Consider the following 21,023-nt stretch of genomic DNA (forward strand, 5'->3'; position numbering starts at 1 on the left):
GATGATGCGACAGTTTTTGACTTTGCAGACATTAAAATTGTAGGGACTTGTATATTAGATGCAAAATAATTCTGTTAAAGTCTGAAGCTGTTTGAAATAGGATTGTCCAAGATACACTCTTAGGGAAAATGGAGAAAATAATGAAAAAATCTTACCTTTTACTAGCGGTTTTAGCATTCAACGGCGTTGTCCATGCTGAAGAAAATCCATATATGCCTGAAGCAAAATTAAAAGGGGCAAAAGACGTAGCAACTTGGAATATTGGTGCTGGTTTTACTAAAAAATTACTACATGCCAATCTTGAATGGGTAAATCCATACGGTATTGCTTATGCAAAAGTAGGCGCTTTTTTAAATGATGATAATGAACCTGGTGCGCAAATTGGCTTTCGTTATCCATATTATTTAACAGGTACAGATAAAAATGGTTATTACCTTGGTCTTTATGCTGGTCATTTAGATAGTAAAAACTATGGCGGTAAACAAAAAGGGAATTTAGGTGTTGGTACTGATTTAGCATTTGTTTGGTTAAATAGTGATCGAATTAGTACGTTTAGTGTGGGAGCGGGACTGCGTGACAAGATAGAAGATGGAAATGGGAATACTGTTAAAAAAGTAGAGCCCCTTTTTCAGATTTCTTACACGTTAAGTTTTGGCTTATAGGTGCGTGACTGATTGTTCATTCTTTTATAAGTCTTAATGTATCAATAATTCTGAGAGTCATGCATGTTTGATTACGTCAATGAATTGTGGCAGATTTTTTTAAATCGGCCTGACCATCTGGCGGTCCTAAGTATTATTCCAGTGACAGCCCTAGTAACATGGGCTCATGTATGGATGGCTTTAAAAATGGTGTTTTACCCAATTAATTTTTGGGGATTCCATTTAGGACCATTACCTGTAGGTTGGCAGGGGATTGTGCCGCGTAAAGCAGGGCGTATTTCGGGCATCATTACCGATAATACATTATCTAAGTTGGGTTCATTGCGTGAGTTTTTAGAGGCAATGGATCCAGAAGATATGGCAATGATCATTGGTGAGCAAGTTGGTTTTGAGCTTGAACACTTAATTGATGAAGTCATGGTTGATCGTAATGCTGTGTTGTGGGAGAACTTACCATACTCGATTAAACGTCGAATTTATGCGCAAGCCCATAAACAGTTACCAAATACATTAAAAGAACTTGTGACTGAGCTGACCATGAACGTCGAGTCACTTGTGGACATGCGGGAAATGGTGGTCAGCCAAATGGAAGGTGATCGCCGTTTAATGGTACGTATGTTCCTTAAAGTTGGTCAGAAAGAAATTAATTTTATTTGGCATATCAGTGCGTTAATTGGAATGTTCTTTGGGATTTTCCAAATGATCGTTTGGTTTGTGGTACCGTGGCATTGGACCGTTCCTTTTTGGGCATCAATCTGGGGCTTTTTAACCAACTGGATTGCGATTTGGATGGTATTTAACCCAATTGAACCGCATTATATCCGTTACCCACAGATTTTCCGTTTGACCAAAGACCGTAAGTTTCCATGGATCGTTCCTGTGCTAAGGATTGGTACATATAACGTTCAAGGTGCATTTATGAAACGCCAAGAGGAAGTTTCAGATGTATTTGCAAGCGTGGTAACTGAAGATTTAATTACTCTGAAATCCATCATGACTGAAATGATGTATGGTAGTAAAAAAGATAAAACTCGTCGGATTGTCAAGCGCCATATTAATGAAATTATGGAAACTCCATTGGTCAGAACTTCACTGCAGCTTTCATTAGGGCCAAGAGAATATGCTAGACTCAAGACCGACTTGATTGATCGCTCAATTGAAATTACTATGGGTCCAGTATGTGACCCAGCTCTGAATGCAAGTCGTGCGCAGAAGATCTTTCAAATGTTTAGAGACCGCATCCGTGAACTAACACCGAAAGAGTTCCAGAATTTATTGCGACCTGCGTTCCAAGAAGATGAGTGGATCCTAATTGTATTGGGTGGTGTGACTGGTTTTTTTGCAGGTTTAATCCACTTATTTGTTGCTTTCTTATAATTAATTTGATGTTGGTTGAGCAATAAATCTGTATCATATTGCTCAATTTAAGATTTATTGTTTTTAAATGAGGATGTTCTTTTATGCGCATTATTTTACTCGGACCACCTGGGGCAGGTAAAGGTACTCAAGCTCAGTTGATCTGTAAGCGCTACAATATCCCACAAATTTCAACCGGTGATATGCTCCGTGCTGCAATTCGTGAAGGAACTGAACTAGGTCTTAAAGCGAAAAGTGTTATGGAGTCTGGTGGTTTAGTATCAGACGAACTCATTATTGGTTTGGTTCAAGAGCGTATTGCTCAACCAGATTGTGTGAACGGTTGTATTTTTGACGGTTTCCCACGTACGATTCCACAAGCCGAAGCTTTGGAAACGGCGGGTATTTCAATTGATCATGTGATCGAAATTGATGTTCCAGATGAAGAGATTGTTCAACGTCTTTCAGGTCGTCGTCAGCACCCAGCTTCTGGTCGTGTTTATCACCTTGTTTATAATCCACCTAAAGTAGAAGGTAAGGATGATGAAACTGGCGAAGACTTGGTACAACGTCCAGATGATCAAGAAGAAACGATTCGTAAGCGTTTAGGTTCATATCATAGTGAAACTGAACAATTAGTAGGTTTTTATCAAGGTCGTGCTGCTTCAGGTGAAGATGCACCAACTTATGATAAATTGAATGGCTTACGTGCAATCGAAGACGTTCAAAAAGAATTATTTGCTATTTTAGATAAATAATTTAGTTTTGATAGAACTGTCTTATGTAGCCATAAGACAGTTTTTTTATACCTATAATTATCTACGACATAAAATGTCGCTATGTCAGATTAAATGATATAAAAACTAAACAAAAAACGTTATATTCCATTCAAGCGTACAATTTAAAAATACTGAAACTTAGAATTATTTTAAAGGGTTAACTATGTTGCTGACGATTCAATCTGATCAAGTCGAGCAAATTATTCCAGATGCAAGTTCGGCAAAATCAGCCAAGAAACTCGCAAAATTTGAAGCATGGAACAATATCTCGGGTTCGACTGATCAGTGGATTTGGGGAGAAATTCAGGGTAGTGCGATTTATCAAAGCGCAGTTTTTTTACCTGAACTTAAATGCGAATGTAGTTGTCCAAGTTTTAAACGACCTTGTAAACATGCTTTAGCATTATTGTTTGTCTATACCGAGTATCAAGATAAATTTACTGTGCAATCAGATGAACAAAGCATACCTGATCGAGTACAAAAATGGCGAGATAAAAAAACTAAAACACTTGAGAAGAAAGAAAACAAGATTGATAAACCGATTGATGAAGAAGCACGTGCGAAACGCCAATTGGCACGTGAGAAAAAAATGGATGCAGGCATTGAGGCATTACAAACATGGTTGAATGATGTTGTTACGATGGGACTTGGGAGATTACGTCAGCAACAACATGAAAAGTTCCGCGATATTCAAAGTCGTTTGGTCGATGCTCAAGTTGCAGGTTTAGTTAGTTATTTAGATGAGTTTTCGAGTGCGCTATATCAAAGTAATTGGCAAATGCAGAGTTCATTTTGGATAGCTAAATTACAAACAGCCGTTCATTTATGGCAAAACCGTCAACAGCTCAAACCAGAACTATATGAAGAACTAAAACAGCTTTTTGGTGTGAATTTACCAACTGATGCGTGGGATAACATATCCGCTCAGATATTTCATATTTATGCCTTAGGACAAGTAACTCAGGAGTTGGTCAATACCCGTGGTCGTTATCGTCGTCAATGGCTGTGGGATAGTCAAAATTTACGCGACTATTTGCTATTAGATTTTGAAATTCCACCTTATTCGAACTTTGGCTTAACGTTGCCTTTCCAAAAACAACTGGCTCTAAATGCCAAACTTTATCCAGTGATAAGCCAACAACGTCTTCGTTTAGAAGATAATTTAATGTCATTCAATGATTTGAGCCTAACGCTGGTTGCGCCAAAAGGCTTTGAAAATTTTGATCAAGCATTTACTCAATATGCGAATGGATTAAAACAATATCCTTTGCAGCTAGTACGATTTTTCTGGCTAGAGCAATTGCGTTTGGTCAAGCAGGATAAAGTAATTTATTTGGTCGATCAGGATCAAAAAATGTGTGAAATTGAGATTAAACAATTTGTTGAGTTATGGTTTTTAGTGGGGAATGAGCCATTTAGTGCAGGCGTTGAATGGAATGGATTGCAACTTAAACTGGTGAGTATTTGGCAAGGAGGGCACTTTGAATGTCTTTAAGCACATCATACAGTGAGTTTAATCAGCAGTTATTACTCAAACTGACGCTAGGGCAGCAGTTTAAACAGACTGTAAAATTACCGAATGAATTGCAAATCTATGCACCTAAACAGATTGATTCAGCTCAAGATTTATTAGTCTTGAATCAATATTGGGTGCTCATGCAACAAGCAGGTTATCAAGCACAAGTAGTGCCTGAAACGATCCAAAAAAACATGACTAATACCGCTCAGGTACATAATGAAAAACAATTGGATTATGAACTTGTTCAAATTTTGAAATGGGTTGTTGCACAAGAGTCGCCATTTTTATATCAGGATTGGGTTATTCAAATTTTCAAACTTGCTCAACTACAGCAGCAAGTGATTCCTCGTTATTTGGTATTGAAAGTTTTACCACTGTGTCGGAACCCTGTGTTATTGGCATCAGTCTTACCTGAGTTTGCATTTCAGGGCGATGTGACAACGCGTTTGGATGATGCAAAAAGGGTGTGGAAATATGTGAAGCAACAAGACGCAGCACCATTGATTCGGCAATTATTAAAATCAAAAAATAGCGAATGGTCATTGTTGATGAGCCAATTATGCGGTCAATTGCCGAACTTTATTCATCAACATATAGCAGAGTTTTGGTCACAATCGATTCAGAGAAATCATTTGCAAAGTCATGCTGAAAGTCTTGTGACATATAATATGCCAGTGACTCAATTTGAAGCTTTATACCAGCATGTAAAAACATTAGAACCACAGAATGCAGCGACAGTAAGTAGTAATGCTGCATTAGCTTTCTATTTATATTATCAAGATAATGCACTGTACAACGAAGTTATGGCGTTAATGCGTGTATGTTTGAGCTACGATGACCAAGCTGAAAAAGTTAAATTTAACATTAACTTAGATCAAGATGATGCACTCAATGATTATGGTTTTTTTGATCGAGAAGCTAATTTGGTCGAAAGCCGTAAAAGTTTAAAAACGGCTTACCAAAGTGCTCAAGTCGAGCAAGCTTATCAGGCATTTTGTGCAAGTTCACAGGGCGTACTTTATCTCAAAAGAATTTTAATCCAATTGCCACTTGCGTATTGGTTAGAATTATTTGGTACTTGGGATCATTTACTTTCATTGCATTCACAGCAAAAAGATTCACTTTGGAGTGCGTTTATTGTGTGTTGTTATCGAGAGCAACGACATGATTTAGCTTTATGGTTTTACCAACATCAAGTCAAATGGTGTGAAGCTGTAACGACATCAAATGGGAACATGTTTGAACGTGAGTTATTCTTTACTTTGCTAGACCAAGAACCAGCAACTGGATTGTTATTAAAGCAACTCGAGTCCCATTACCAAAATCAAGATTTAGAACATTTTTGGTTGTTGTTTCAGCGTGCTAAGGCGCTGCATGATGTTCAAAATATCTCAGAAATGGCAGTCGTATTATTACAACATGCATATGCGAACTTAGATTTGCAGCAGGATCAGAAGAAATTTGCATTATTAAAAGAGCAGGCTCAATGGTTGATTTTGCAAGCTTATCCAATCGACATCAGTAGTTTACAAGCTCTTTTTTCTATTTCTGAATGGAAACAGCTCATTCAATTGAATCAGTACAAACAAAAATTTATTGCTTAATGATCAATAAATCATAAATTAGGATAATCAACATGTCTCAACAAGTTTTACGTGCGCGTGCAGAACAACAGTTTTCTCATGAATTAGATGCATTAAAAGCACATGACAGTTTAGTAAAACCTCCACAATGGCAACTTTCGCCTAAAGCAGTCGTAGATTACTTATTGGGTACAACACTGCCAGATGGAACAGAAATTTCACCAAAATATATTGGTAATCGCCGTTTGATGGAAATTGCTGTTGCGACATTGGCGACTGATCGTGCCTTGTTGTTATTAGGCGTACCAGGCACAGCAAAATCATGGGTATCAGAACATTTAGCAGCGGCGATTTCAGGTAATAGTGCTTTATTGATTCAAGGTACGGCGGGAATCAGTGAAGATACTCTACGTTATAGTTGGAATTATGCCCAACTTTTATCCAAAGGTCCGAGTGAAGATGCTTTGGTGAAAAGTCCGATGTTACGTGCGATGCAAGAAGGCAAGATCGCACGTGTGGAGGAACTGACTCGTATTCCTGCCGATGTACAAGATACGTTGATTACTTTACTTTCAGAGAAAAATTTACCTGTTCCTGAGTTAGGAATTGAGTATCAAGCGGTACAAGGTTTTAGTGTGATTGCCACCGCCAATAATCGTGATAAAGGGGTGAATGAACTCTCCTCTGCGTTAAAGCGTCGTTTTAATACGGTAATTTTACCGCCGCCTGCTACGATTGCTGAGGAAGTAGAAATCGTACAAAAACGCGTTCAATCTTTGGGCAAGAGTTTACAACTACCTGAGATTCAGCCTTTGGATGCTCAAATTCAAAAACTGGTGACGATTTTTAGAGAGCTGCGTCATGGGCAAACCTTAGATGGCAAGCAAAAACTCAAAACCACCACGGGAACTTTATCAACGGCTGAAGCCATTTCAGTGATGAGTCATGGTTGGGTGATGGCAGGGCATTTTGGTTCGGGCAATGTCACTGATCATGAGTTGGCGGCAGGTCTGCAAGGTGCAGTATTAAAAGATCCTGTGCAAGATATCGTACCTTGGAAAGAATATGTTGAAATGGTGATTAAACAACGTGAGGGTTGGCAAGACCTGTATCGTGCTTGTCGTGATTTAGAATAAAACCAAATAATAAAAACCTCATCCCAATCTTCTCCTTGAAAGGGAGAAGCTGTGATCGGAATAAAGGATAAAAAATGCTGCATATTCTCGGTATTCGTCATCATGGGCCTGGTTCGGCGCGTAGTGTCTGTAATGCTTTGGCTTCGATTCAACCTGATTGTATTTTGATTGAAGGGCCACCTGATGCCAATGCAATCATTGCTCAATTGCAACATGCAGATTTTAAGCCGCCTGTGGCGTTGTTGTTGAATACCCCTGTACAAAAAGAAGTGCGATCACAGGCAGTGTTCTATCCTTTTGCTGAATTTTCGCCTGAGTGGCAAGCTTTGCAATATTCGTTGCGTCAGCAAATTGCAGTAGAGTTTATGGATCTGCCTTTGCAACATCGTTTTGCGTTGGAAAAACAATGGGCAGAGCAACGTTTACAGCAAGCTTCAGCAGACGAGCAAGAGATTGAGTCTAATCAGCAAGGTGATGTTGAGCCAGAACAGAATTTGGAACAGCATTATCTTTCGATTCGCCGAGATCCAATTCAATTGCTGGCAGAGCAGGCAGGCTATCAAGACAGCGAACGTTTTTGGGAGCATTTGGTCGAGCAGCAGCCACACGCTGGACAAATGTTTGCTGCAATTAGCGATGCCATGTCAGCTTTACGTGATTATTTGCTAAGCCAGCAACCTGAAAATTATAGTAGTGAAGACCAACTGCTAGAGCAGTATCGCGAAGCCTACATGCGCAAAGTGATCAAGCAGGCACAAAAGCAAGGCTACCAAAATATTGTGGTGATTTGTGGTGCATGGCATGCACCTGTATTGGCGGATTTAAAAGCGCAAAATAAAGCAGATACCGCCTTGCTCAAAGGCTTACCTAAACTCAAAGTTGATGCTGCATGGATTGCATGGACACATGGGCGTTTGAGCAGGGACAATGGCTATGGTGCAGGTGTACAAGCGGTTGGATGGTATACCCATCTTTGGAAGCATTACCAACAAGCCTTCGATGCAGAGGTTGATGGCGAAAAAATTACGATTGATTGGTTAAGTAAATTTGCTCAAGCCTTACGCCAATCAGGTCATGATGCCTCTAGTGCTCAGATTATTGATGCGGTACAACTGATTCAATCTTTATTGCAATTACGTGGACGACGTATTCCTGATTTGGAAGATTTATTTGAGGCAATTCGTTCGGTCTTAAATCACGGCTTAGATATTCCGCAACCGATTTTAGCTAAATTGCTTGAAGACGAGCAATTGGGGCAAGTGCCTGATGAGTTGATTGAGTTGCCCATTCAAAAAGACTTTTTACAGCAAGTGAAGCATTTTCGCCTGAAACTCGAAGCACCCCATCGTGACATTAGTCTGGATTTACGTGAAGCCTTCGACTTGGCAAAAAGTCAATTTTTACATTGCGTGAAATTACTGGGTCTCGCTTGGGCAGAGTTAGCTGGTGCAGGCTCAAAGCAAGGTAACTTTAAAGAAGTTTGGCAGTTGTCTTGGCAGCCTGAAACTAGTTTATATCTGAATGAAATGTCGTTGTGGGGAAATAGCATTCAGCTTGCTACACAAAGTTATGTCGAACATCAGATTAGACAATGTGAAGATGTGGCGCAAATTGCGCAACTGATCGAGAGCATTTTATTGTCTGGTTTGGATCAAAGCCTAAATTTGGCTTTGGATAAATTGAATGAGCTCACCACTCAGCATCAAGACCCAAGCATTATTTTGGCAACATTAAAGCCGCTTATTACGGCAATTCGTTATGGCAGTGTGCGCCAATTTTCAATGCAACATTTACATCAAGTGGTAGAACATTTAGCGATTCGTTTGATGTTGAGTTTGCCAAGTTATTGTGTACAACTGAATGCCGAAATGGCTCAGCAATTTGCCCAACAACTACAAACTTTATATGAGCTTTTAGAACAATTACAACAAGATGAATTGCTACAGCTCTGGCAAGAGACCTTACATCAGTTATTGCAGTTGGAACATATGCAAGGTTATTTGCATGGTTGTTGTGTGCGTTTAGCACGAGAACAGCACTTGATTGATGTGGAGCAAACACAGGGATTTCTGTCTCGAGCTTTGTCGATTGGGCAGACGGCAGATTATAGTGCGGCTTGGTTTGAAGGTTTCTTGACCCATCAAGCTTTGTTATTGATTCATGAGCAAAGTCTTTGGGACACCGTGAGCCAATGGGTCAATCAATTACAAGAACAGCAATTCATTGAGTTATTGCCAATTTTGGCCAGAACAGCTTCAAGTTTTAGCCCTGCTGAAGCACAGCAATTAATTCAGAAAGTGACGCAGAAAGCGACCGCAGTCAAACAAGAGGTCGGTACTTTAGATATTACACGTGCTCAAACGGTATTAGATGAAATTTACGCGTATTTACAGCCTGTTGCTGTCGAGGTTTAAGTGATGAATATGAATGAAGAACTGATCACTTTAGAGCAACCTGATCTTGCGGAACAAGAACGACGTTGGCGATTAATTTTAGGGCAAGTCCCCAATTCGACCTCGCATTTACCGAATTGGTCGGTGCAAGATACCAAAATGCAAGAATGTCTGAATGAGCTTTATCAGGCACAACAGCCTAATCGCCGTGGTGGTTTGGGGCATTCTAGTCCTAGAGTGGCACAATGGTTAGGGGATATTCGCCAGTATTTCCCATCTTCTGTGGTAAAAGTTATTCAGAAAGATGCTTTAGAGCGTTTGAATTTACAACAAATGTTGTTAGAGCCTGAATTGTTGGCAAGTGTAGAAGTCGATATTCATTTAGTTTCTACCTTAATTTCACTCAATCATTTGATGCCTGAAAAAACCAAAGAAACCGCGCGCATCGTGGTACGTCAGTTGGTAGAGCAACTTGAAAATCGTCTAAAGCAACCATTACAGCAAGCGATTCGAGGCAGTATTAATCGCTCAGCACATACACGCCGTCCTAAACGCATGCAAGACATTAATTGGCAGCGCACCATTCAGTCTAATTTGAAACATTGGCAGGAAGATTTTAAAACGATTATTCCACATGAGTTACATGGTCATCCACGTCAACAAACGGCTTTAAAAGACATTGTACTCTGTGTTGATCAGAGTGGTTCGATGGCACCTTCCGTGATTTATTCCAGTGTTTTTGCGGCAGTGATGGCAAGTATTCGTGCAGTCAGTACACAAATGATCGTGTTTGATACGGAGCTAGCCGATTTAACCCCTTTGCTCGAAGATCCTGTGGATGTGTTGTTCGGCACACAGTTGGGTGGGGGAACCGATATTGCGAAAGCAATTAAATACTGTCGTAGTAAAATCACTCGCCCAGAAGATACCATTTTTATTCTCATCAGTGATTTGTGTGAAGGTGGAGATGCTAAGCAAATGCTCAAGCAAGTGGCTGAAATGTTAGATAGTGGTGTGCAAGTGATTGCGCTACTGGCATTGTCTGATGAAGGTGCACCTTGGTACGATACTCAACATGCACAGATCTTTGCGGATATGGGGATTCCAACGTTTGCCTGCACACCTGATCAATTTCCAGAACTCATGGCGACGGCTATTGAAAAACGAGATATTCATGCATGGTATGCAACCCAGCAAAATCTGACATAATAGAACATGAAGATGAAGTTTCGGTATGCAAGTCGAAACATGTGAGCTGATTGAGGATACTTCGTTGCTGAAAATTATTTTGATTGTGGTGGTAATTTTAAGTTTAGCTTTACTGTTGTTTTTATTGTATCAAAGTCAAAAAATGCTGCGCCATGTGCAGAAACAACAGGCTTTGGAAAATAAGAAAAATGGTCGAGAACGTCAGCTACACCCCAAATTACAGCAGCGTAAAAAACCTCAGGATTAACTGAGGTTTTTTGTTGGAATTGTTTTTACGGCTCCAAATTCAAAACGATCAGGCCAGTTGCAGACATCGGATACGATACATTCAGCACATTTAGGTTTACGTGCTATACAACAATAACGTCCATGCAAGATCAGCCAATGATGAGCATCAATAATAAACTCTTTAGGAATAACCTTAATTAATCGATCTTCGACTTCTAAAACATTTTTACCTACTGCCAAACCAGTACGATTGCCAACACGGAAAATATGGGTATCGACTGCCATGGTAGGGTGGCCAAAGGCGGTATTGAGCACGACGTTTGCCGTTTTACGCCCTACACCTGGTAAAGCTTCTAGTTCTTTTCGCGTTTCTGGAATTTGTCCTTGATATTGGTCAACTAAAATCTGACAAGTTTTGATCACATTTTCAGCTTTAGCGTTATATAAGCCAATCGTCTTAATATATTCTTTTAAGCCATCAACCCCAAGATTTAAAATAGCTTGTGCAGTATTGGCAACGGCATAGAGTTTATCAGTGGCTTTGTTGACACTGACATCGGTTGCTTGCGCAGAAAGCAAAACAGCAATCAGTAACTCAAAAGGAGAGTTGTAGTTCAGCTCAGTTTGGGGATGTGGTCTTTGCGTACGTAAACGTTCAAAAAAAGTCTGAATTTGTTTTTTGGTCATATTTTTGACAGGCATTTAGATTCCCTGTAATTCATTTAAACGTTTTTGTAAATCAAGTAATTGTGTTTGCTTGGATTCATCTGCACGTACACTTAACTGCTTTTCTAACTTTTTGATTTGCGTTCTAATTTTCGCAAGTTCAATTGTCGTTTTTGCATCTAATACAGGATTTTCTTTTGGTTTATCCATGAGTGTGATCAAGGGTACATTGTTAAGTGCTTGAGAAAATTGAGCAAAAAATTCGGTATCAATTTCAGCACGAACAATCGGTCCTTTACGACTCAAACGACGTTTTTCTTCTCGTTGAATATGCGCATAGTAACGATGTCTTAGATCATCTTGTTCAAGAGTACGTTGTTGAACTGTAGGTAATGGATTGGAATCTTCGACCAGATCAATACAATCTACAGGACAGGGTGGAATACATAACTCACAACCTGTACATAGATCAGTCAAGATACTATGCATTAATTTTCCGCTACCGATAATGGCATCAACAGGGCAGGCACTAATACATTTAGTACACCCGATACATTCATCTTCACGAATTATCGCTTTCATTTGTTGCGGTCGACCATCTGCTTGAATATCCCAAACACTCGGTTCCGCAATCATTGTTGGTCTTTTTAATAATGCTGCAAGTGCATCTGCAACGGGTTGCCCACCAGGAACGCATTTGTTTGCATCTTCACCTTCCACGATCGACTTCGCATAAGGTAAACAACCATCACGATGTCCACATAAACCACATTGCGTTTGTGGTAAAAGTTGGTCTACTTGAACGATAAGAGAGAGTTGTTGTACTGAAACTGACATGAAAGAAGATAGGATAAAAACAATGTCGCTATTATAGCAAAGAATAGTTTAATCGGCGGCAATCGTTGATTAAATCTACTTTTTATAGATTTTTATTTTTGCAATTTTATAGTGCTAATATTGTTTTATTTTAGTGCTAAATCTTGTATTTCGAATGATTTCTAATGCCTTATTACTAGGTTAAATGCTTATTTAAGCTATTTTTTTGAATATTTATTATAAAAATAATGAATATTTTTTAATGTAAGATATTGATTTAAAGTGATAAAAAATATTATTTATGAAGATTGGGTTGAGAGTTGATCATAAAGGGTATTAAATGTGTTTAATATTCTATTTTGGTGCATTTTTTGCACTAAATTAAATCACTATTTGGGGGTGAGAGTTGAAATACGATAGCTTAAATGATTTCTTGGAGTATGTTAAAGCTAGAGATCCATATCAACCTGAGTTTTTACAAGCAGTAGAAGAGGTCATGACGAGTTTATGGCCTTTTATACAGAAAAATCCTAAATACGCTCAATACGGTTTGTTAGAGCGTTTGGTTGAGCCTGAACGTGTTATTCAGTTTCGTGTATCGTGGATGGATGACCAAGGTCAAACTCATGTAAATCGAGCTTTTCGGATTCAATTTAATTCAGCGATTGGGCCATTTAAAGGTGGCATGCGTTTTCATCCTTCAGTAAATTTATCGATTTTAAAATTTTTGGGTTTTGAGCAAACTTTTAAAAATGCATTAACGACTCTACCTATGGGTGGTGGTAAAGGTGGTTCAGACTTTGATCCAAAAGGAAAGTCAGAAGCTGAAATTATGCGTTTTTGCCAAGCGTTAATGTTGGAGTTATATCGTCATTTAGGATCAGATACCGATATTCCAGCAGGTGATATCGGGGTTGGTGGTCGTGAAGTAGGCTTCATGGCGGGGATGATGAAAAAGCTGAGTAATGATACGGCTTGTGTTTTTACGGGCAAAGGTATTTCTTTTGGCGGAAGTTTAATGCGTCCAGAAGCGACTGGTTATGGCACTGTTTATTTTGCTGAAGAAATGCTGAAAACTCGTGGTGATAGCTTTGCAGGAAAAACGGTTTCGATTTCGGGTTCGGGAAATGTAGCGCAATTTGCCGCTGAAAAAGCTATGTTTTTGGGTGCAAAAGTGGTGAGTCTGTCAGATTCGAATGGCACTGTTTTTGTAAAAAATGGTTTTACTGATGCATTACTTGCCGAAGTGATGGAGCTGAAAAATATCAAGCGTGGACGTATTTCAGAGTTTGCATCGAAGCATGGTTTTGAATATTTTGAGGGTAAAACCCCTTGGCATATTCCTGTTGATATCGCATTACCTTGTGCTACTCAAAATGAGCTAGGTGCAGAAGATGCAAAATTATTACTAGAAAATGGCGTGATGTGTGTTGCAGAAGGAGCCAACATGCCATCTACCTTGGACGCAGTTGAACAATTTATCGCAGCTAAGATTTTGTATGCACCAGGTAAAGCATCAAATGCGGGCGGAGTTGCAACTTCTGGTCTTGAGATGTCTCAAAATGCGTTACGTTTTGGTTGGACACATGGTGAAGTTGATGAACGCTTACATGCCATCATTAAAGATATTCATGCCAATTGCTTAAAATATGGGACCAAAAAAGATGGTACTGTCAATTATGTTGATGGTGCAAATATTGCTGGTTTCGTCAAAGTAGCAGATGCCATTCTTGCGCAGGGTATTTATTAAGGGTCTCCTAAACTCCCGCTTTAATAAAGAGGGGATTTCCATAAAAAATCCGATGTTGAAAAACATCGGATTTTTTTAACTGGCTAAAATTATGATTTTTTCACGATTTCTTGTTCAACGACCATATCTAACACATCTGCAATACTTGATTGATCGGCAGCAGGGTTTTTAATGTCGAAACGTTTAACTCGAACGATCACACGTTGGTTTGGATTATGTTCAAAACCTTCGATTTGACCATAGTAAAGTGACCAATTTTTATCAGCGTATGTTTTGATGCCTTTATCGTCATATTTAATTTCACGAACTTGCATACAAGTTTGTGGTGCTACACCTGTACATGATTTAGTTTGTGGTGAAATTTCGAGGAAAACGATTTTAGCTTCAGACTGGTATTTTGCTTCAGCTGTCATTTTACCAAGGAACGTATATTTTTGACCTTTACTATCAGTTATCGTCAAGATCGCTTGATCATTTTGGGTATTGAGTGTGAAAGGAACTTTTTTCTCACTAAAAATATCAGCAGATAAGCGTTCTTGTTGCATTAAATCATCCGCACACGCCATCATTGTTGATGCCAGTGGTGAGGTTACAATGGTATTACCTTCAACTTTCCAAGTCCCGCCTTGATTATTACAACCAGTTTGAATAGATAATCGTTGATTATCATCGAAAGATAAAACTAAAGGTTTTGATGCTTTTGAACCTTGATAAGTCCAATTATATTCAGTTAAATTTTTTGCTGCTGTTGTATTAATTTGAGAAATAACATTATCAGTTACATTTTGTACAGTTTGGCACGCCATCAAAGAAAGCGGTAATAAGGCAAGAACTAAATATTTAATTTTCATAGTCAAACAACAGTAAATAAATAACAGTCATTAGCTTAAAGTATTCTTAAAAAAATAAAATGTAATCAGTTTATGGATTAAGTTCGTTAAATATATCTATTTGTAAATTTTAAGAAAATTGATTAGGGAAATGGCTTACCCAAATATAAGTAAGCCATTTGAAAAGTCTGATGCTTGGTTTTTAATCAAAACGATAAATATCCATACCTAATGATCCCATTGAAAAACTACTATGCACAATACTAAAACGATGACCTGTTCCCATTGCAAAGAATAATGGTGCAAAATGTTCAAGGGTAGGATGATTTCGTTGCACGTAGGGTAAAGATGGCCAGTCAAGTACAGCGTCATAATCTTGATGATTCAGTTTACTAACTACACTATTCCGAAATGTGCTTGCCCATATTGGAACTTCAGCATCTGCATGCCATGAAAGTTCAGAGAGATTATGGGTAATGCTACCAGAGCCAATTAATAAAATTTGTTGTTCACGTAAAGGTGCTAAAACTTGCCCGATTTTGTAAATCTGGTCAGCATTCATTTCGATGGGTAAGGAAATTTCAATCACAGGAATATCTGCTTCTGGATACATATGCAATAAAGGCATCCATACACCGTGATCTCGTGGTCGTGTGCTATTTGCATGTGCAGGAATATCTGCTTCTGCAAATAGAGTCAGTATTTCCTCAGCAAGTTTTGGAGCGCCCGCAGCAGGATAACGGATCTCATAAAGTTCAGGGGGGAAACCACGAAAATCATGCCACGTTTGAGCTCGAGTTGATGTACTTACTTCTAGTGCTTGGCTTTCCCAATGAGCAGACATCACAATAATTGCTTGGGGTTTTGGTAAATTATTGCTTAAACGATACAATGCGGGACCCACTTGTTCAGGATCAAGTGCAAGCATGGGAGAACCATGAGAAATAAATAACCCGGGTAAAGTCTGGAAATTCATAGATAAGCACCTGATTGGAAATACATCATTATCGTGACAAATTCATGGGAACAATGACAGCCCTTAAACATCAACAGATTGTTCTATAATCAGAACAATTTTAAGCGCGATGATAAGGATGATTATGATTGATACTCATCGCTCTATAAAGTTGTTCAATCAGTAGAATACGAACCATGGGATGTGGCATTGTCAATTTAGAAAGAGACCAATGCCAAGCTGCTGCTTTACGAACTGCGTCTGAATGTCCATCAGGACCACCAATCGCAAGAGCAATATCATTGCCTTCAAGCATCCATTGTTTCATGGTATCTGCCAGTTTTTCTGTACTGAGTTCTCGACCACCTACTTCTAAGGCAATTAACGTTTCATTGGGTTTAAGTGCATTTAAAATACTATCACCTTCAATTTGACAATATTTTAAAATATCTGCTTCGGAATCATTTTTGCCTCGTTTTGCCATCGGGAGTTCAATCACTTGAGTTTGTACAAAAGGTTGAATGCGTTTGAAATAGTCTTCAAATCCAGTTAACACCCAAGCAGGCATTTTTTGTCCGATAGTCAGAATACGAATTTTCATAGAATAAATAGATCGAGAAATTACGCCTATTATAAACAGTGTTCTTTATCGATAGTGATCAGCATGAAAGGGAATAGTCGCTGAAAGTGTATTTATTGATTACGTTGTATAAAAAACGCAGCTCAAAATTGCGTTTGAGCTGCGATCAAAGTGTCATCAGTCTGGAGTTCGGATGACACTAAAAAATGGGTTCACTGAGTCAAGCTTCATCTTTATTTTTATCGACTCTATTTTATTATGCAATATATTGGTTGTTTTTCAACCAAATTATGTAACAAAAAAAGAGAGCCTAAGCTCTCTTTAATTTTCATTTACTTACTTGTTTAATGGCGCGCAGCCTTTGCTTCTTCTACTGGTTTAACAATAGGCGTTTTAGCTAAAGGCTTCGGCGTATCCGTCAATGCTAAAGGTAAGATCTCATCAATACTTTTTACAGCTTTGATTTCTAAGCCTTCTTTTACATTGTCAGGAATCTCAGCCAAGTCACGAACGTTATCTTGTGGAATAAAAACTAATTTAATTCCACCACGGTGAGCTGCAAGAAGTTTTTCTTTTAGACCACCAATACGCATCGCACGACCACCTAGACTCGTTTCACCTGTCATCGCAATGTCTGGACGAATCGCAATACCAGTAAATGCTGATACAAGCGCAGTTGTGAGTGCTAGACCAGCAGATGGACCATCTTTTGGCGTTGCACCTTCAGGTAAGTGAACATGGACATCAGTTTCATCAAAACGTGATGCTTCAATACCTAATTCATCAGCACGAGTACGAACTACAGTCATTGCAGCAGTAATCGATTCTTTCATCACATCACCGAGCGAACCCGTCGTAATGAATTTACCTTTACCTTTCACGGCTGCAACTTCAATAGTAAGCAATTCACCACCTACCGAAGTCCAAGCTAAACCATTTACACGACCGACTTGCGCTTCATCTTCAGCAACACCAAAGTCAAATTTGTGTGGACCTAGGTATTCAGGAAGATTGGCAGAAGTGACATCAACTTGTAAGTTTTTAGACTTCTTGCTAACGGCTTCTTTCACCACTTTACGTGCAATTTTAGACACTTCACGCTCTAGGCTACGGACACCCGCTTCACGTGTATAACGTTGTACGATGTCACGGATTGCTTCTTCGTGAACAGTCAATTCTTTTGCACGTAGACCATTGTTCTTAATCGCTTTTGGAACAAGGTAACGTTCAGCAATATTTACTTTCTCATCTTCGGTATAACCCGGTAGACGAATGACTTCCATACGGTCAAGCAATGCTTCAGGAATATTCATGCTGTTAGCCGTACAGATGAACATGACTTCTGAAAGATCAAGATCAAGATCTAAATAATGATCGTTGAACTTACTGTTTTGTGATGGATCAAGTACTTCCAATAATGCTGATGCAGGATCGCCACGGTAGTCTTGTGCCATCTTGTCAATTTCGTCGAGTAAGAACAGTGGGTTCTTCACGCCAACTTTTGTTAAAGATTGTACAATTTTACCCGGCATCGCACCAATATAAGTACGACGGTGACCACGGATCTCAGCTTCATCACGTACACCACCAAGCGCCATGCGAACAAACTCACGACCTGTTGCTTTAGCAACAGACTCACCAAGTGATGTTTTACCCACACCTGGAGGACCAACTAGACAAAGAATAGGACCACGGAGTTTTTTCACACGAGATTGCACTGCAAGATATTCAACAATACGATCTTTGACGTCATCTAAGCCGTAATGATCTGTATCAAGAATTTCCTGTGCTTTCGCTAAGTTAATGCTGACTTTGCTCGCCTTATTCCAAGGTGTATCTAAAATGACTTCTAGATAGTTACGAACAACGGCAGCTTCGCTTGATGCAGGTTGCATTGCTTTCAGTTTGCGAAACTCGGCTTCAGCTTTTTTGCGTACATGTTCAGGCAAATCTGCTTCAGCAAGACGTTTTTCAATTTCCGCAACGTCATCTTCAGCACCGCCGTTCATATCAGAAAGTTCACGTTGAATAACTTTCATTTTTTCATTTAGAAAGTATTCTCGTTGATTCTTTTCCATCTGACGTTTAACACTGTCATGCAACGTTTGTTCAATTTGCTGTTCAGCAGATTGATTCATCAAGTAGCTCATCAACTCTTGCAAATGCGCTTCAAACTCGTCGTGCTCTAAAAACTTTTGTTTCACTTCGATATTTAAAGGTACACGAGTTGCAACAAAGAACATTAATTGTAATAAGTCTTCGATTTTATTTGCTGCTGCAACAAGCTCACGTGCATTGCGTAATTTTGCTTCAGCATATTGAGCGAATAGGGTACGCAATTCGTTTAAGCGAGTTGCTTGAGCTTCCTCATCCAATGGTAATGTAATTGGACTGAGACTGTGCTCAGCAGTCAAGTATTCTTCACCATCAATAATCCGCTCTAATTTAGAACGATGCAGACCTTCAATCAGTACTTTAATGCAGTTTTCATCATTTTCATGATTTACGACTTGTACGATTTTAGCCACAGTTCCATATTGATAGAGGTTATCGTGATCAATTTCTTCTGTAAGCGAATCTTTTTGCGCAACTACAAATACTAAATTGTCACCGTTACGAGCCACATCCACTGCATTGATCGATTTTTCACGACCCACAAATAGCGCAATTTGCATGTGTGGATAGACCACAACATCACGTAATGCTAATAGTGGTAATACACTTGGAACCTGTGGCTCTAAGCTTGATTCATTATTTAAAATATATTCAGACATGGGCACTCCTAATGAGTGACAACGGTGTTGCCATGTTTTTTATAGTGATGTGCATTTCAAAAATTACAAGGGTTTTTACTTAGAAAATATTAAAAAAAGACTAAATTGGTCGGTTTTTTTCTAAAAAATATTAGAACAATAAGGTTAAGGCTTGAAAATATAGAACTTTTTAGGTGTTAGTAAGCCATGAATCGGTTGATCCCATTTTTGTCTGGGTAAAGTTTGATCAATATATTGAAATGTATGAGCGAGACCCAAACGAAAAGGTCGATGCGGCGCACTTGCCAAAGTACGATCATAGAAACCACCTCCCATGCCGATTCTTGTTCCTAAGTGATCACAGGCCAATAAAGGCATAATCAGTAAATCTAAAGTAGCTACATGCTGACCACGCGATGCGATTGGTTCTTTCATACCCAGAGGATGGTGTGAAAAGCGTTTATTTAAGTATTGACTGGAGCTGATTTTTACCCATACAAGTTCTTGATTCATCGTGCAGATCATGGGTAGGTAAACGAGTTTTTTGTGTTTAAAACAAAGTTGAATGAGTTTGTGAGTGTGCACTTCGCCAAAAGCATGAAGATATAATCCAACGCTCTTTGCAAACTTGAATTGAGGTATTGATCTGAGGCGATTTAAAGCGTCTTGCTCACTTTTTTTATGTTCAAAGCGATTCACTCGTTTTCTTTTTAAACGAATATCTTTTCTGAGTACATGTAAATCACTATTCATCGTATTCAAAATATAACAAAGCCTCGAGAATCATACTTGATTTAAGTGTGCTTAAGTATCTAAATAAATTGAAGTTCTAATCTTGTTGGTCAGTTCTGGATTCTGACAATTCAAAGTAATCACACAGCTGTAGAACTAGACTTAATCAGTGTGCTGTCAAAAATAAGAATAAAATAACAAATTTTGGTTTTATATGGCAAAAATATCACAAATTGCGTAAAAAGTGCTCTATAATCTTGTTGTGAAAATTGCAAATACTTGGTTATTTCACATATTTAAACAATTAAAAGGAATATTTTAGCGCTATGAATGAATGGGGTGTTTTATTTCATTCGTTACGATATTCACTGTGTCACTTTATAAAAATATTGAAAAGACCATAGGGTAATGTTTAGAGGGAAAAAGTATGTTTGATTCAAAAAATGTAATTGTCTTAGATCAAATGCTTATCTTAACTAAAGAAGGTAAAAATGATTTGGTTTATCACAATGATACGCTGTTGAAAGTAATGATGATCTCTAATCAGCATCTCATCGTCGCCGATGATTACCAAACCAGTTTCTTATTGAAACAGAAGGATGAAAATGTGATTTGGTCATTTATCTAATGTTATGTACCTTTTTGATGAGTATTGATTCAACTGTCTAGATTGATTGATGGAATTTATTGTTTGAGTTCCATCAATATTGGGCAACATTCATTTTCTGTCGTTTTACACTCGTCTAACCATGTGGAAAGTCTTTGCTTAAGACCCATAAGTTCCTGAATTCTTTGATCGATCTTGCTCAATCGTTGTTCAATAACATGTCTGACTTGGATGCGATCTTCTAAATTCAATGTGAGCAATTCTTTAATTTCATTCAGTTGTAATCCAGCATCCTTCGCTTTCTGAATAAAGCTCAAGGTCTCTAAGTCTTGCTGATTGTAATATCGGTAGCTTTGAGTGCTTTCAGGTATTCGCATTAAGCCTATACGTTGATAATAACGAATGGTTTCGACATTAACGTGACAGGATTTTGCTAATTTTCCGATTGTAAGGTTCATTTTCTCATACC

18 protein-coding genes and 1 pseudogene are annotated in these 21,023 nt (G+C 38.7%); 11 read left to right on the plus strand and 8 right to left on the minus strand.

The annotated features are described in order from the left end of the window. Positions 1-140: 140 nt before the first annotated feature. The 9 genes from CDG59_RS04080 (at position 141) to CDG59_RS04120 (ending at position 10,884) form a co-directional block, all read left to right on the plus strand. Complete coding sequence (locus CDG59_RS04080) at positions 141-662, plus strand: hypothetical protein (protein WP_087543773.1); 522 nt, start codon at positions 141-143, stop codon at positions 660-662. Positions 663-725: 63 nt separating this feature from the next. Next, on the plus strand, positions 726-2,039 hold the full coding sequence (locus CDG59_RS04085; RefSeq protein ID WP_005157894.1) for a hypothetical protein: 1,314 nt from the start codon (positions 726-728) through the stop codon (positions 2,037-2,039). 83 nt (positions 2,040-2,122) lie between these two features. Next, positions 2,123-2,776, plus strand: coding sequence for an adenylate kinase (adk, locus tag CDG59_RS04090; RefSeq protein WP_005157893.1), 654 nt, complete (start codon positions 2,123-2,125; stop codon positions 2,774-2,776). A gap of 184 nt (positions 2,777-2,960) precedes the next feature. Continuing rightward, on the plus strand, positions 2,961-4,292 hold the full coding sequence (locus CDG59_RS04095; RefSeq protein ID WP_087543775.1) for an SWIM zinc finger family protein: 1,332 nt from the start codon (positions 2,961-2,963) through the stop codon (positions 4,290-4,292). Then, a complete protein-coding gene (locus tag CDG59_RS04100) occupies positions 4,283-5,920 on the plus strand; it encodes a hypothetical protein (protein ID WP_087543777.1) in 1,638 nt (545 codons plus the stop codon). Before CDG59_RS04095 ends, CDG59_RS04100 begins: the two co-directional genes overlap by 10 nt. A gap of 32 nt (positions 5,921-5,952) precedes the next feature. Continuing rightward, positions 5,953-7,035 (plus strand): ATP-binding protein, encoded by a 1,083-nt coding sequence (locus CDG59_RS04105; protein WP_087543779.1) that lies wholly within the window; start codon positions 5,953-5,955, stop codon positions 7,033-7,035. Between the two features lie 74 nt (positions 7,036-7,109). Then, complete coding sequence (locus CDG59_RS04110; protein WP_087543781.1) at positions 7,110-9,449, plus strand: DUF5682 family protein; 2,340 nt, start codon at positions 7,110-7,112, stop codon at positions 9,447-9,449. Between the two features lie 3 nt (positions 9,450-9,452). Beyond that, a complete protein-coding gene (locus CDG59_RS04115) occupies positions 9,453-10,637 on the plus strand; it encodes a VWA domain-containing protein (protein ID WP_087543783.1) in 1,185 nt (394 codons plus the stop codon). A 64-nt stretch (positions 10,638-10,701) separates the two neighbouring features. Then, a complete protein-coding gene (locus CDG59_RS04120) occupies positions 10,702-10,884 on the plus strand; it encodes a hypothetical protein (RefSeq protein ID WP_034602651.1) in 183 nt (60 codons plus the stop codon). Here CDG59_RS04120 and nth read toward each other — a convergent pair. Together nth and CDG59_RS04130 are read right to left on the minus strand one after the other, a co-directional pair. Beyond that, the gene (nth, locus tag CDG59_RS04125) at positions 10,881-11,567 is read right to left on the minus strand and encodes an endonuclease III (RefSeq protein ID WP_087543785.1); all 687 of its coding nucleotides are present in this window, start codon (positions 11,565-11,567) and stop codon (positions 10,881-10,883) included. The two genes, CDG59_RS04120 and nth, sit on opposite strands and share 4 nt — an antisense overlap. Beyond that, positions 11,568-12,368: an RnfABCDGE type electron transport complex subunit B gene (locus tag CDG59_RS04130; protein ID WP_087543787.1), complete on the minus strand. Its 801-nt coding sequence runs from the start codon at positions 12,366-12,368 to the stop codon at positions 11,568-11,570. Between the two features lie 345 nt (positions 12,369-12,713). On the opposite strand from CDG59_RS04130, the pseudogene gdhA reads away from it, so the two are divergent. Continuing rightward, positions 12,714-14,097: pseudogene (gene gdhA / locus CDG59_RS04135) on the plus strand (NADP-specific glutamate dehydrogenase). A gap of 89 nt (positions 14,098-14,186) precedes the next feature. On the opposite strand, the gene CDG59_RS04140 reads toward gdhA, so the two are convergent. From CDG59_RS04140 to CDG59_RS04160, 5 genes are all read right to left on the minus strand, one after another. Then, complete coding sequence (locus tag CDG59_RS04140) at positions 14,187-14,948, minus strand: META and DUF4377 domain-containing protein (RefSeq protein ID WP_087543791.1); 762 nt, start codon at positions 14,946-14,948, stop codon at positions 14,187-14,189. Between the two features lie 181 nt (positions 14,949-15,129). After that, positions 15,130-15,903 carry a DODA-type extradiol aromatic ring-opening family dioxygenase gene (locus tag CDG59_RS04145; protein ID WP_087543793.1) on the minus strand — a complete coding sequence of 258 codons (774 nt, stop codon included), beginning with the start codon at positions 15,901-15,903 and terminating at the stop codon, positions 15,130-15,132. Positions 15,904-16,003: 100 nt separating this feature from the next. Further along, positions 16,004-16,483: a 23S rRNA (pseudouridine(1915)-N(3))-methyltransferase RlmH gene (gene rlmH, locus CDG59_RS04150; RefSeq protein ID WP_004663191.1), complete on the minus strand. Its 480-nt coding sequence runs from the start codon at positions 16,481-16,483 to the stop codon at positions 16,004-16,006. A 323-nt stretch (positions 16,484-16,806) separates the two neighbouring features. Next, positions 16,807-19,236 carry an endopeptidase La gene (lon, locus tag CDG59_RS04155; protein WP_087543795.1) on the minus strand — a complete coding sequence of 810 codons (2,430 nt, stop codon included), beginning with the start codon at positions 19,234-19,236 and terminating at the stop codon, positions 16,807-16,809. Positions 19,237-19,380: 144 nt separating this feature from the next. Then, positions 19,381-19,968, minus strand: a complete 588-nt coding sequence (locus CDG59_RS04160) for a 5-formyltetrahydrofolate cyclo-ligase (RefSeq protein ID WP_087543796.1) — start codon at positions 19,966-19,968, stop codon at positions 19,381-19,383. 406 nt (positions 19,969-20,374) lie between these two features. Between CDG59_RS04160 and CDG59_RS04165 the strand changes: the two genes are divergently transcribed. After that, positions 20,375-20,575, plus strand: a complete 201-nt coding sequence (locus CDG59_RS04165) for a hypothetical protein (RefSeq protein ID WP_004663186.1) — start codon at positions 20,375-20,377, stop codon at positions 20,573-20,575. Positions 20,576-20,631: 56 nt separating this feature from the next. On the opposite strand, the gene CDG59_RS04170 is transcribed toward CDG59_RS04165, so the two are convergent. Next, positions 20,632-21,012 carry a MerR family transcriptional regulator gene (locus CDG59_RS04170; protein WP_005157854.1) on the minus strand — a complete coding sequence of 127 codons (381 nt, stop codon included), beginning with the start codon at positions 21,010-21,012 and terminating at the stop codon, positions 20,632-20,634. Positions 21,013-21,023: the final 11 nt, after the last annotated feature.

This window comes from Acinetobacter sp. WCHA29 (genome assembly GCF_002165335.1).
Classification (GTDB): Bacteria; Pseudomonadota; Gammaproteobacteria; order Pseudomonadales; family Moraxellaceae; genus Acinetobacter.

Excerpts from the sequence above, each read along its gene's own strand:
- CDG59_RS04115 (WP_087543783.1), top strand. The coding sequence starts at position 9,453 with ATGAATATGAATGAAGAACTGATCACTTTAGAGCAACCTGATCTTGCG.
- nth (WP_087543785.1), bottom strand. The coding sequence starts at position 11,567 with ATGCCTGTCAAAAATATGACCAAAAAACAAATTCAGACTTTTTTTGAA.
- CDG59_RS04160 (WP_087543796.1), bottom strand. The coding sequence starts at position 19,968 with ATGAATAGTGATTTACATGTACTCAGAAAAGATATTCGTTTAAAAAGA.
- CDG59_RS04145 (WP_087543793.1), bottom strand. The coding sequence starts at position 15,903 with ATGAATTTCCAGACTTTACCCGGGTTATTTATTTCTCATGGTTCTCCC.
- CDG59_RS04140 (WP_087543791.1), bottom strand. The coding sequence starts at position 14,948 with ATGAAAATTAAATATTTAGTTCTTGCCTTATTACCGCTTTCTTTGATG.
- CDG59_RS04080 (WP_087543773.1), top strand. The coding sequence starts at position 141 with ATGAAAAAATCTTACCTTTTACTAGCGGTTTTAGCATTCAACGGCGTT.
- CDG59_RS04105 (WP_087543779.1), top strand. The coding sequence starts at position 5,953 with ATGTCTCAACAAGTTTTACGTGCGCGTGCAGAACAACAGTTTTCTCAT.
- CDG59_RS04095 (WP_087543775.1), top strand. The coding sequence starts at position 2,961 with ATGTTGCTGACGATTCAATCTGATCAAGTCGAGCAAATTATTCCAGAT.
- rlmH (WP_004663191.1), bottom strand. The coding sequence starts at position 16,483 with ATGAAAATTCGTATTCTGACTATCGGACAAAAAATGCCTGCTTGGGTG.
- CDG59_RS04085 (WP_005157894.1), top strand. The coding sequence starts at position 726 with ATGTTTGATTACGTCAATGAATTGTGGCAGATTTTTTTAAATCGGCCT.
- lon (WP_087543795.1), bottom strand. The coding sequence starts at position 19,236 with ATGTCTGAATATATTTTAAATAATGAATCAAGCTTAGAGCCACAGGTT.
- CDG59_RS04100 (WP_087543777.1), top strand. The coding sequence starts at position 4,283 with ATGTCTTTAAGCACATCATACAGTGAGTTTAATCAGCAGTTATTACTC.
- CDG59_RS04110 (WP_087543781.1), top strand. The coding sequence starts at position 7,110 with ATGCTGCATATTCTCGGTATTCGTCATCATGGGCCTGGTTCGGCGCGT.
- CDG59_RS04170 (WP_005157854.1), bottom strand. The coding sequence starts at position 21,012 with ATGAACCTTACAATCGGAAAATTAGCAAAATCCTGTCACGTTAATGTC.
- CDG59_RS04130 (WP_087543787.1), bottom strand. The coding sequence starts at position 12,368 with ATGTCAGTTTCAGTACAACAACTCTCTCTTATCGTTCAAGTAGACCAA.
- CDG59_RS04165 (WP_004663186.1), top strand. The coding sequence starts at position 20,375 with ATGTTTGATTCAAAAAATGTAATTGTCTTAGATCAAATGCTTATCTTA.
- adk (WP_005157893.1), top strand. The coding sequence starts at position 2,123 with ATGCGCATTATTTTACTCGGACCACCTGGGGCAGGTAAAGGTACTCAA.